We start from the raw sequence: 12,633 nt of genomic DNA on the forward strand, positions 1-12,633 counted from the left end.
TTTATACTCAGATTCGTAGGAAATAATTAGGAAAATAGAGTGGCAACGATCAAAGATATCGCTTTACTAGCGGGAGTCGCGTCTTCTACAGTGTCTCGTGTTCTTAATGATGATCCGACGATATCGGTGACGAAAGATAAGCGTGATAAAATACGAGAAACGGCTAAAGAGTTAGGTTACTCAACGCCAACAATGAGGAAAAAGGTCGCACGTCACGAAGATGATTCTTTTGTTGCTCGAACGCACTTTAAGCTGGTGAATCGTGCGGAGTTAAATATTGTTGTTGTACACTTTTTAACTCCAACAGAAGAACTGAACGACCCTTATTTTACGGCGGTAAGAATTGGGATCGAAAAGCGATGTCATCAATTCAATATTGCGCTAAGAAATACGTTTGTTGCGAATTTGGCATCAAGTGGCGGGTTTATTAAACAAGCTCAAGCCGTGATCTGTGTTGGTCATTTTTCACAACAAGATGTTCAACAGATTTATACTCTCAATTCCAATCTGATCTTTGTTGACTCAGAGCCCATGCAACATAGCTGTGATTCGGTTCTATTTGACCGAGAAGATGCTGCCATCGAAATTGTTTCAAATATTATTGATAGTGGTGCTGTACGCCCTGCATTTATTGGCAACGATGAAGCTAGGCTATATGTTTTCCGTTCATTAACGCAATCGGCTGGTGTTTATAACGATGAGCTTTGCAAAGTTAGTGATGCTTTTTGTATAGAGTCGGGCTATCAGGCCATGACGGAATTGTTGAATCGTAAAGAGATACCAGATGTAGTCTTTGCAGCGACAGATATTATTGCGATCGGAGTATACCGTGCGATCCAAGAACGAGATATTGATATCCCTAAAACGATTCAAGTGGTCGGCATGAACGATATTCCTGCAGCCCAGCACCTTAATCCGACTTTGACGACAATGAAACTATTTCCAACAGAGATGGGAGAGTCAGCGGTAGACCTTGCCATTGAGCGTGCAGCGGGACGCAATTATAAGAAAAAAGTCTTACTTGGATATAAGATGATGTGGCGTGACAGTTTCTGTTTGGAACAAAGTCCACTTTAGTGTGAGCATTTCCGCTTACAGCTGCGAATTTGGTGTACTATCTTAGGTAAGGTGTTGATTGTCAATATCTTTTCTGCTAGGTGCACTTGCTTGTCTAGGCCAATAGGGAAGCCAACTCGTTTGATGATTGCCTTCATTTAAATTATTTTCACTTTTTTTGCGTCTTTTCGGTTTGTTGTTCGTCTTCTAGAAGCTAAAGCAATTTTATGAAGTGAATAAATGAACAATAACGACGTAACATACTCAGAAATTGATATCCAAAATTTCCTCAACAATGACCGCGTGCAAGCTTCTTTGGTTGATATTCGCCGAGGTATTGAAAGGGAATTGATTCGAACGACAGAACAAAGTTTACTGTCGGGAGTACCGCACCCCAAAGCGTTAGGTTCAGCGTTAACCCACCCTTATATCACCACCGATTTTGCAGAGTCTCAGTTGGAACTGGTGACAGCAGCAATGACGGACCGAAGTGCGATGTTCAATTCGTTGGCCTCGTTACATTGTTTTGTCGCGCAGCGATTACCTTTTGGTGAAATGTTATGGGGAGCCAGCATGCCGCCTATCTTGCCAAACGAAGAGGAAATTGCGATCGCGAATTATGGCACATCTAACGCAGGTCTATTGAAAATGCGTTATCGCCAAGGATTGGCGAATCGATACGGTAAACGGATGCAATTGATCTCAGGTATTCACTATAATTTCTCGTTACCTCAATCATTTTGGCAAGCGCTTCATAGTGAGACTCACAGTGATCTTTCTATTGATGACTTTATTTCAGACCGTTACTTCCATCTGATTCGCAATGTATTACGCCACGGTTGGATTATTGCTTATCTTTTTGGTGCCTCACCTGCGGTAGACAAGAGTTACCTGATAGGAAAAGAGCATACTTTAGCATCATTGGATGAAGATTCGTTTTACTTACCGTGGGCGACATCTTTACGTTTAAGTAATTTAGGTTATACAAGTAGCGAACAATCATTGTATCCGGTGAGCTTTAATAATAAGCAAGCCTACTTATCGGATTTATTTACGGCATTAACTCGCCCAAGTGAGCGATATACTCATTTTAGCGGTGACCAACAACTCAATGGGTCTGTATTGCAACTTGAAAATGAACTGTATGGATCGGTACGTCCTAAGATCGTCAGTGATGAGTTACGCCCTTTGTACGCAATGTGTCACCATGGAGTTCAATATGTCGAATTGCGCAGTTTGGATAACAATCCATATTTGCCTCTCGGTATCAGCGAAGAACAAAGTCATTTTCTCGATCTGTTTCTAACTTATTGCGCTTTAGCACCAAGCCCAGAACTGACGGAACGAGAGCGAACGGTGATTGTACGTCGTCAGGAACTTGTGGCAACACGAGGTCGAGAGCCTCAACTGAAATTACCATCATTACAGAGTAACCTCGAGGTGGTGGAAGAAGAGTTAACGCAAATGGGACTTGGAATCATTAGCTCGATGAGAACGGTCGCTCTAGTATTTGACGAAAAATTTGCGACGTCTCAGTATCAAGCAAGTTTAGATCATGAATCAGAGAAGTTTCATAATAGTGAGCTAACGCCATCTGCCATGCTGCTAGCCCAAATGCAGCAAGAAAATTTGTCGCACAGCGCCTTAATCAAACAGCTATCCAATGAGCATTTGAATCATGTTCATTTAGATCAAAAATCTATTGGAATAACAGAAGACGAAACACTCATTCAATTGGCAACTGAATCACTGTTTAAGCAAGCGTTAATGGAGTCTCAGCAGGAGATCGATTTTGATGATTTCTTAAAACAAAAAAACGAACTACAGCGTGACTGTAAGCAACAAGCAGCAGTGGTGTAAGTCGACATGAAGATTCTTTGGAAATTGCGTGGCTACATGAAAATGTATGCCCGACAGTACCTAATCGCGTTTGTGGTATTGCAAGTGGTCGCACTATTGAATTTAGTCCCATCTTGGTTAATCGGGCGAATAGTCGATAATATCAGCTCAGGTCAACTGACTACGACTCAACTGGCTAGCCATGTGGGTGGCATCGTGCTTGCAGCGTTTGCTATGTATGCTTTGCGTTATGTTTGGCAAAGTCGTTTATATGGTGCATCTATTGCTATCACTCGTTTGTTGCGCCGCGAGTTGTACGATAAGTTTTCGCGTTTATCCCCCTCATTTTACACACGCCGCAGCAGTGGTGATTTGATGGCTCATGCCACTAATGACCTAAATGCCGTCGAAGAAGCGACGGGAATGGGAGTGATGACCTTAGTCGATTCGTTTATTGCTGGATTTACGGTTATCTTCGGCATGATTTTCGTTGTTAACGGCCAGTTAACCGCTATTGCTTTGCTGCCATTTCCGTTGTTGATTTTGATTACTCATCGTTATGGAACGCAGCTACATAAAGCGTTTGGGCGTGCTCAAGCGAGCTTTTCTTGTTTGAATGAAGAAGCGCGGGAGTCGGTTGCGGGCATTCGCGCGGTGCGATCTCACGGTATTGCACAGCGTCAAGAGCAGCGTTTTACCACGGCATTGGATGAAACGCTACAAGCCAACTTATCGGTGGCGAAAGTAGATGCCGCATTTGCTCCAACTATTCAGCTTATCTACGGGCTTTCATTTGTTATGTCGCTTACTTTTGGCGCTTATTTGATCAGCAAAGGCAATATTACCGTCGGTCTATTTACAACGTTCACGCTTTATTTAGGCCAGCTACTTGGACCTTTCTTACAATTTGGTTGGCAATTCAATGTATTTCAGCGCGGCAGTACTTCATGGCAGCGTTTAGAGACACTCTTCTCTGAAGTAGAAGATGTGATTGAAGGGGCGCAAACATTGCCAAACGATGCGAAAGCTCGGTTATCTGTTGATATTGATGCGTTTACCTATCAAGGTAGCCAGCATCGTACATTGGAGCAGATTCGATTTGAACTTCCTCAAGGTGGATTGGTGGGAATTACTGGCCCGACAGGGGGCGGGAAAAGCACTCTATTACAGCTGATATTACGCCAGTTCCCGTTAATGAAACCGTCACGTATTGCGATTGATGGGCATGATATCGAGACGCTGACCTTTGATTCGTTACGCAGCAATGTTGCTTGGGTCCCTCAAAAGCCGTTCTTATTTTCTGGGACGATAGGAGAAAACATTGCTTTGGCAAAACCGGATGCAAGCATCGATGAGATTATTCATGTCGCACAGATGGCGGGAATTAAAGATGAGATAGAAGCGATGAAACAGGGTTTTGACACTCCATTACGTGAGGGCGGTAGTAATCTTTCTGGTGGACAGAAACAGAGATTAACGCTTGCACGGGCGCTGCTTTCTGGGGCCGATATTTTGTTGCTGGATGATCCGTTCAGTGCGTTGGATATGAAAACAGAAGTCTTGGTTCGTCAAAACCTGAAAACGCACTATCGACATAAGACGTTGCTTTTGGTGACCCAACGACTGACCAACTTGCTTGAGGCAGACCATATTTTGGTGCTTAACCAAGGTCAAATAGAAGAGCAGGGATCACATCATGAATTGGTGGCAAAACAAGGCTGGTATTCCATGGTTTATCAACGTCAAAGCCAGTTAGGTAAAGAGGAAATTTCTCATCACCTTGGTCTAGTCATCGCTCAACCGTTGGAAAATCAACCTAAAACTCATCGACAAATACATGAAAAGCCACAGCAAGAAATGGGAGAAGCTCATGTCTAGCGAACAACACATAGAGATGAAGAGTAATCAATCCTTGTTCAAGCGTTTGTTTGCCTATTCTCTGCCTCATAAACGATCGTTTTTATTAGCGTTTATCATGCTGGCCGTTGCGGTTTGTGCTGAAGTGGCGATCCCATGGCTAGCGAAAATCATCTTAGATGATGTGATTGTGCCGCAAAAATTCGAATGGTTCCATCTTGCGTGGCTGACTGGATTGGTGATGTTGTTTTACCTTATCTCAGCCGTGTTTACTTATTTTCAGGCAGTGCTGTTTCGGCAAGGGGCTTTGCTGGTCATTAAAGATGTAAGAGAGCAACTTTTTCGCCATGTTCTTAGTTTTCCAATTAGCACATTTGACCGTCTGTCAGCTGGGAAATTAGTGTCTTATATTACCAATGATACGGAATCGATGCGTGACCTGTTTGTATCGACATTTCCCACGATTGTTCAAGGGGGAATGCGGATCATTGCTATTTTTGTAGCGATAGCATTGCTTGATTGGCGCTTGATGTTGTTGAGCTTAATTTTGATTCCAGTATTGCTTCTAACTATGCATTTGTATCGCAAAATATCGATGCCGATATTTGATGGGATTCGAGTCCAGATCAGCAATATTAATGGTCAAATTAATGAGTCATTGCAAGGTATGGCGCTGATACAAGCATTTCGTCAGCAAAAAGCATTTCAAACAAAATTTGAGCAGGAAAACCAACGCTGGTTTGAGTTTAGGACGCGCTCGATTGCTATTGATAGCCTGATGTTGATCCCACTAACTCGACTTGTTTCTATTATTACGGCAGGTGGCATAGTGGCTTGGTTTGCGGGAGCGTCTTTAACCACAGTAGTTGAAGTCGGCACACTGTACGCATTTTTGAATTATATCGAGCGTTTCTTTGACCCATTCCGTCAACTTTCAATGGAACTGCGCAAACTGCAAGTGGCGACGGTCTCTTCAAAGCGCGTGTTTGAACTACTTGATGACGAGTCGGAGCAAGGGCGTCACTCGAGTGAATGGGTCGACATACCGGACCAACATGATATTGAATTTGATAATGTGAGTCTGAGTTATGAGCAGGGAACCCCTGTTTTGCAGAACGTGAGTTTCACCGCTAAAGGAGGCCAGTTCACCGCGATTGTTGGCCACACAGGGAGTGGTAAAAGTTCGATTATTAATTTGTTGATGCGCTTTTATCAACATCAACAAGGGCAAATATTAGTCGGTGGAAAGTCTTTAGCAGCGTTACCTGAAGCGCAGTTGCGCGATATGTTTGGTCTGGTTTCTCAAGACCCAACTATTTTTAGTGGTTCTATACTAGAAAATATTGACTTGTCCCATCAGGCTCCGAATGAAGCACAAGCGATCATGGCGGCAAAAAAAGTGACGGCTGACGGTTTTATTAAGCGTTTGAGTGGCGAATACCATCATAAACCGGGTCATAGCGGAGCCTCTCTTTCTGTTGGAGAAAGACAGTTAATAGCCTTAGCAAGAGCCTTAACCCATGATCCGAAAATCTTTTTGTTGGATGAAGCAACGGCCAATATAGACAGTGATAGTGAAGATGCGGTGAAGCGAGCGATAGAAAATATTCAAGATGGTCGAACCGTGATTACAGTCGCTCACCGCTTATCGACCATTCAAAATGCAGATCAAATCTTGGTGATGAATAAAGGACAGATTGTTCAACGTGGGACTCATGAGGACCTAGTGCGGCAAGTGGGCGATTATCAAGATCTCTACCTTGCGCAAAAAAAGCAAGAAGAGCAAGAACATCAAAATAGCACGCTCGGTTTAGTGACCGTACCAGCCGTAGCAGTTTAGTAGCTCAGTTGAGCGGCTATTTAGCTAATGTACTATTTAATCAATGCATTAGTACGCTAGACAGTATTAAGTTAGGCATCATTCAGTGATGCGTTATTAAGAGCAATAGATAATGAATGTGGAAAAAACGAACCGATTAGAAACAGCACACGTTATGGCCAAGCAAGCGGCCATTCCCCAGCAAGTAGTCGAAGATGCCTGTGAATGGGCGATCATGCATGGTGTCGCGTTCAGACAAGCTGATAATACTGCAAGACATTGCCCTTTTAGCATTGCGCCGATGACGATGGAGCGCCCGGTGTACGAACATCTACTTAAGGTCGTTCCGCTGATCACAAAATTAGTTAGTGAAGTGTCGGAAGATCCCGCGTTTTTGCAATCATCACTGAGTGCAATGGCAAAAGCAGATCCGTTTTTTGCGCTGCTTATGTCGTTACATCTTCAAGCTCATGGTAGCGAAGAGCACCGTATTGAACCTGCACGTGAACCATTGCTATTGATGAGAACCGACTTTATGGATGACAGATATCACGGCGCTAAGGTGATTGAGTTCAACGGTATTGCTGCTGGAATGGGGCCATTTGGTCAACGCGCGACGGAATTTCATCGTTACCTTAAATCACAATGGCCGGCGACTTATCAAGAGTGGGCGGAAGAGGTATCGGCGCAGCCTGCTGAAAACCACGGTTTAGAACAACTTGCATTTGCGATTGCGACGTCAGCTAAAAAAATTCAGGCTGATTTTAACCAGGAGGGGAAGCCGACCTTTTTAATGGTGGTGCAAAATAACGAAGACAACGTTTATGACCAGCATCTTTTGGAAGTTGAGTTACAACGATTGGGGTTGCGCACCGTCAGACGAACGTTTGAACAGTTGAGTAAGCAACTCTCTAGCGGCGACAATAAACGTTTAATGCTAGAAAATGTCGGTACGATTGATGTGGTTTACCTTCGAGCGGGTTATCAGTACCAAGATTACTGTGCCCCTGAACTAAATGAAACCGTGTGTTGCGAAACCCTGAGTAAAACTCGACTGTTCATTGAACAGCATCATGTTGCCGTGAATGCCACGATTGGTCAGCAATTGGCGACGAGCAAAACCATGCAGATGTTATTAACCATGTTACCGGCACAAGAGTACGCGCGTTGGGGCTTAACGTTAGAAGAAGCGAAACTAGTGAAAAGCGTATTGGCGGAAATGAAGCCGGTAAGCGAAGAAAATATTGAATGGTTCCATGCTCATGCGGATAAACAACAATGGGTACTTAAAAATCAAGGAGAGGGTGGTGGTCACTGTGTATTCGGTGAGGATATCAGCGCACAACTTAATAAACTTGAACCGGAAGAATATGATGCCTGGGCATTGATGCAACGCCTATACCCTCATGAAAGAGAAAGAGCGACAGTCGCTGTGCGTGATAGTCAGCAAACCGTTGTTGACAACTTGATGAGTGAAGTCGGCTTATTTACTGCTTACTTCAATGGTGAACCTGTCACGCAATTTAATGGTTATGCTGGGTATTTGATCCGCAGTAAACCGGCCAGTGAAAATGAGGGGGGAATCCATAGCGGCAAAGGGATTTTAGACTCACTGACACTCGCAGATTAATTCTCTTTATCGGCTCAAACTATCTATTCAACGCGTTCAAGGATGAACGCTTGTTTGGTTTTCGATATTTATTTCAACCTCCTCCTTATTTATTCTGATTCTGAGTCATTTAATTGCATTGTATATCTACGGAGTCTAGTTGTTTTTGGCTCGGCGTAGTCTTAGCTGCCATTTAAGTCAAAATAAAATTAACGAATAATAAAGTTGCCAGAATAAAAAACGCTTATCTATGCTTACTGACACGTAATGTTACATTTATGTAAACTTTGCCATGAGTGCTTAATACGAGAAAACACGTAATTGGCTCTCACGATTAGGTGGATATATATGAGTTCAGGAAGTAATAAAATGGGTCTTATTGGCCTTACAACCATTGTTACAGTCAATATGATGGGGTCGGGTATCATTTTGCTGCCCTCGAGTTTGGCTCAAACTGGCGGTATCGCTTTGCTTGCGTGGGGGATCACTGCTGTTGGTGCGCTATGTATTGCACACGCATTTTCTAAATGTGGCATGTATTGTACTGATGACGGGGGGATGTCAGCCTATGCAGCCAAAGCACATGGTAAATCGAGTTTCTTTATTGCCTCTTACACCTACTATGTTTGTTTGGTGATAAGTGCTGTCGCGATAGCGGTAACCTCCGTTGGTTATTTGGAGACTTTCATCCCGTGGTTAAAAACCAGCCCAATACATAACTTCGTCGGCGTGGTTGTGATATTAGTTTTAACCCTGTTAGCCAACTTTAGAGGCCCTAAAATAACCGGTAGTATTTCATCCATTACCGTTTGGGGGGTAATTATTCCAGTATTAGGCCTTTCCATCATTGGTTGGTTTTGGTTTGACCCGAAAATTTTTGCTGAAGCATGGAACCCTCATGATGTACCGATTTCAAAAGCTATTTCTTCAGGTATAGCTCTCACACTCTGGGCATTTTTGGGGATTGAGTCAGCTGGGGCAAACTCAGCTGCGGTTGAAAATCCTAAACGTAACGTTCCATTAGCCTGTATGTTGGCGACTATCTTTTCTGCTATCACTTATATCGCCTCCACCACGGTTATCCAAGGCATCGTGCCCAATGAACAACTGGCCGCTTCTGATGCTCCTTTCGGTTTAGTATTTGCGCAAATGTTTGATTCTACGGTAGGTAATGTAATTACCATGATGGCCATAGTAGCCTGTGTTGGATCCCTATTGGGTTGGCAGTTTACCAATGCACAAGTATCGAAAGCCGCTGCGGAGATCAATCTTTTTCCTAAAGTCTTTGCTGAAGTGAATAAGTATGACGCGCCATTTAAAGGCATGTTGATTATGTTGGCGCTAGAGCTAATTCTCGCCGTAATGACGATCTCTCCAACATTAATTAAACAATTTAATGTGTTGGTCGATTTAGCCGTATTTATCAACATGATCCCATACATTCTATCTATGACTGCATTAGGGGTGATTCTGCGTGATGGCAAGGTAAATGCTTCTGAATACAAAACCAGTATGGTTATAGGCTCTTTTGCCGTGATTTATAGTATTTACGGAGCCTATGCAACAGGAATGGAGTCCGTCTTCTATGGAACCTTGATTACGCTATTGGGTTACTTCTTCTATGGCTTTATCGCGAGTCGTGATGAACAAGAAAAAATCAAAGTATCTGAGACGAAATAGTGATTCAACGAACGTAATTTTAATTTGAAAGAAAGGAATGAGTACGATGGGGAATTATGGCAAGCAGAAGCATGTTTTGATCTTTAATGACACGGTAAAGTCCGGCGTTATTGAGAACGCACTCAACCGATTAATTGATGAATTTAAAACGGAGGGGGTGCGTGTCACCATAGCAACATCGTTTGATGATTGTTATTCCATTTTTAATGCCAATACTGCCGTTGATTGTTTTATGCTGACTTCACAAATGACGGGTCGACAAGCGGATGAGAACGACAAGTTTTTCCAACTCATTGATAAGCTAAATCGCCGCCAGCAAGGTGTACCAGTATTTCTATTAGCTGAAAGAAAGAAAATCACGTTATCGGTCAGCCGCGAGTTGATGTCACGAGTGGATGAGTTTGCGTGGATTATTGAAGATACCGCTGATTTTATCGTAGGACGGGCTATTGCTGGTATGGAGCGTTATCGCAAACAATTGTTACCACCATTAATGTCAGCGATGATGAGATATGATGATGTTCATGAATACTCATGGGCCGCTCCTGGTCACCAAGGTGGTGTTGGTTTTACCAAGACACCTGCAGGCCAACGATTTTATAGTCATTTTGGAGAAGCTCTGTTTCGTTCAGATATGGGGATAGAACGTGGATCGCTTGGTTCGCTACTCGACCACACTGGATACTTTGGTGATAGTGAAGCGTTTGCCGCAAAAGTGTTTGGCGCAGATAAGTCTTATTCGTTGGTGACAGGCACTTCAGGGGCAAACCGGACCATCATGCAAGTCTGTATGAAAGAAAACAGCCTAGCGATTTGTGACCGAAATTGCCACAAGTCGATTGAACAAGGCTTAATGTTATCCGGTGCTCGCCCAATTTATATGCTACCGACGCGGAATCGTTATGGGATTATTGGCCCAATTTATCCTCATCAAATGGAACAAGCCGCGCTGAAAAAACGTGCATTAGAAAGCCCACTAACTAAAGATTACGCCAATCAAGAAGCGGTTTATGCTGTTATTACCAATTGTACCTATGATGGTTTGTGTTATAACGCCAAACGGGTTCAAGAAATATTGGGTCAAAGTAGTAATCGCCTCCATTTTGATGAGGCATGGTATGGCTATGCCCGTTTTAATCCCATTTATGAAGATCACTTCGCCATGAGAGGAGATCCGGAAGACTCAGAGAGTGGTCCAACCGTCTTTGCAACCCATTCTACGCATAAGCTCCTTAATGCGTTATCGCAAGCATCTTACATCCATGTTCGCCACGGCAAAGATGCCATTGATTTTCAACGGTTTAATCAAGCGTATATGATGCACGCAACGACATCACCTTTGTATGCGATTAGTGCATCCAATGACATTGCCGTTTCACAAATGTCGGGGAACAGTGGCTATTCACTGACTCAAGAGGTTATTCACGAAGCTGTCGATTATCGCCAAGCAATGGGGCGTCTATATCGAGAGTTCCAAGAAGATGGCGACTGGTTCTTCAAACCTTGGAATGCAGAAAGCATCCTCGACCCAGAGACTGGCAAAGATATCCCATTTGAAGATGCCGATCCTGCTTTACTTGCATCGAACCAAGATTTTTGGGTGATGAAGCCCGGTGATAGCTGGCATGGGTTCAGTGATATGCCAGAAGATTGGTGTATCCTCGATCCGATCAAAGTCAGTATTCTTGCTCCGGGCATGGGGGGCGATGGCAAACTCCTTGATGAGGGGGTTCCAGCCGCTCTAGTGACTCAATACCTTACTCGCTTCGGTATTGTTCCAACGCGAACGACCGATTTTCAAATTATGTTCTTGTTCTCGATGGGGATAACCAAAGGTAAGTGGGCAACCTTGGTAAATACCTTGCTGCGCTTTAAGAAGCATCATGACCAAAACTCACCATTAAAACAGGCTTTGCCGGAGCTGGTGGAAAACTATCCTGAGATTTACGGTGAGATGGGGATGAAAGATCTGAGCGATAAGATGTTCCGCTATCTTCAAGAGCATACACCATCGGATAAATTGAATGCTGCTTACTCTACATTACCTGAAGCCGTTATGACTCCACGAGCGGCATTTGAAACTATTGTTGATAATAATGTAGAGATGGTGCCATCTAACAAATTAGAGGGAAGAGTCACTTCAAATGCGGTGATTCCTTACCCACCAGGTATTCCAATGTTGATGTCAGGGGAAAGTTTCGGTGATAGCAGTAGCCCACAAATTACCTATCTACGTAGTTTAGAAGTATGGGATAAAGAGTTTCCCGGTTTTGAACATGAAACCGAGGGCACGGAAGTGGTGGATGGGGTTTATCACGTTATGTGTGTGAAACAATAAAAAGACCATTGGTCATTTTCAGCGGGTTGAGTAGTCATGCTCAACCCGTTTTTTATTTTGATTCGGTTTTCTAAATGTTCTGCTGGGAATAGTAAAAATACAGAGAGATCATCGGCGTTGGCATGATGTACATCCACGACACGCAGAGCGAGTGTGCTTATCTAACAAGCTACGTTGCACTTTGCAGTAAGCATTTTTTAGCGCCCGACGTGCAGAGAACCAGTCATCAGGCTTCGTGAGCAGCAGGTAGCCATTGAAACGCTTGACGAGTTGAATGCGATTTTCATTGATAAAACGACTATCAAAGCCAATGTCAAAATAGTCGAGCGCTTCTTCAATACAAGTGAAACTGGCGATCTTCTGTTGGATATCAATTTGGCTCATGGTCATTATGCTAAACGAAATTTCGCCTAGCATAGATGAGCCATGCATTGA

The 12,633-nt window shown here is 43.5% G+C and carries 8 protein-coding genes; 7 read left to right on the forward strand and 1 reads right to left on the reverse strand.

From position 1 onward, the window contains the following. The first annotated feature begins 39 nt into the window (after positions 1-39). From DZ860_RS00940 to adiA, 7 genes are all read left to right on the forward strand, one after another. Complete coding sequence (locus DZ860_RS00940) at positions 40-1,077, forward strand: LacI family DNA-binding transcriptional regulator (RefSeq protein ID WP_120029039.1); 1,038 nt, start codon at positions 40-42, stop codon at positions 1,075-1,077. A gap of 219 nt (positions 1,078-1,296) precedes the next feature. Beyond that, positions 1,297-2,916 carry a glutamate--cysteine ligase gene (gshA, locus tag DZ860_RS00945; protein ID WP_120029040.1) on the forward strand — a complete coding sequence of 540 codons (1,620 nt, stop codon included), beginning with the start codon at positions 1,297-1,299 and terminating at the stop codon, positions 2,914-2,916. A 6-nt stretch (positions 2,917-2,922) separates the two neighbouring features. After that, entirely contained in the window at positions 2,923-4,773 is a 1,851-nt protein-coding gene (locus tag DZ860_RS00950) for an ABC transporter ATP-binding protein (RefSeq protein ID WP_120029041.1), read from the forward strand. After that, on the forward strand, positions 4,766-6,592 hold the full coding sequence (locus DZ860_RS00955; RefSeq protein WP_207890574.1) for an ABC transporter ATP-binding protein: 1,827 nt from the start codon (positions 4,766-4,768) through the stop codon (positions 6,590-6,592). Before DZ860_RS00950 ends, DZ860_RS00955 begins: the two co-directional genes overlap by 8 nt. A 154-nt stretch (positions 6,593-6,746) precedes the next feature. Continuing rightward, positions 6,747-8,201 carry a glutathione synthase gene (locus tag DZ860_RS00960; protein WP_120029519.1) on the forward strand — a complete coding sequence of 485 codons (1,455 nt, stop codon included), beginning with the start codon at positions 6,747-6,749 and terminating at the stop codon, positions 8,199-8,201. A 327-nt stretch (positions 8,202-8,528) separates the two neighbouring features. Continuing rightward, positions 8,529-9,860 (forward strand): putrescine-ornithine antiporter, encoded by a 1,332-nt coding sequence (potE, locus tag DZ860_RS00965; RefSeq protein WP_120029042.1) that lies wholly within the window; start codon positions 8,529-8,531, stop codon positions 9,858-9,860. Between the two features lie 46 nt (positions 9,861-9,906). Continuing rightward, a complete protein-coding gene (adiA, locus tag DZ860_RS00970) occupies positions 9,907-12,198 on the forward strand; it encodes an arginine decarboxylase (protein WP_120029043.1) in 2,292 nt (763 codons plus the stop codon). 108 nt (positions 12,199-12,306) lie between these two features. Here the strand turns inward: adiA and DZ860_RS00975 are convergent, their stop codons facing one another. After that, positions 12,307-12,582 carry a nitrogenase-stabilizing/protective protein NifW gene (locus DZ860_RS00975; RefSeq protein ID WP_120029520.1) on the reverse strand — a complete coding sequence of 92 codons (276 nt, stop codon included), beginning with the start codon at positions 12,580-12,582 and terminating at the stop codon, positions 12,307-12,309. Positions 12,583-12,633 lie beyond the last annotated feature (51 nt).

Source organism: Vibrio sinensis (genome assembly GCF_003605645.1).
In the GTDB taxonomy this organism is placed as follows: Bacteria; Pseudomonadota; Gammaproteobacteria; order Enterobacterales; family Vibrionaceae; genus Vibrio; species Vibrio sinensis.

Excerpts from the sequence above, each read along its gene's own strand:
- gshA (WP_120029040.1), top strand. The coding sequence starts at position 1,297 with ATGAACAATAACGACGTAACATACTCAGAAATTGATATCCAAAATTTC.
- adiA (WP_120029043.1), top strand. The coding sequence starts at position 9,907 with ATGGGGAATTATGGCAAGCAGAAGCATGTTTTGATCTTTAATGACACG.
- DZ860_RS00955 (WP_207890574.1), top strand. The coding sequence starts at position 4,766 with ATGTCTAGCGAACAACACATAGAGATGAAGAGTAATCAATCCTTGTTC.
- DZ860_RS00950 (WP_120029041.1), top strand. The coding sequence starts at position 2,923 with ATGAAGATTCTTTGGAAATTGCGTGGCTACATGAAAATGTATGCCCGA.
- DZ860_RS00975 (WP_120029520.1), bottom strand. The coding sequence starts at position 12,582 with ATGAGCCAAATTGATATCCAACAGAAGATCGCCAGTTTCACTTGTATT.
- potE (WP_120029042.1), top strand. The coding sequence starts at position 8,529 with ATGAGTTCAGGAAGTAATAAAATGGGTCTTATTGGCCTTACAACCATT.
- DZ860_RS00960 (WP_120029519.1), top strand. The coding sequence starts at position 6,747 with ATGGCCAAGCAAGCGGCCATTCCCCAGCAAGTAGTCGAAGATGCCTGT.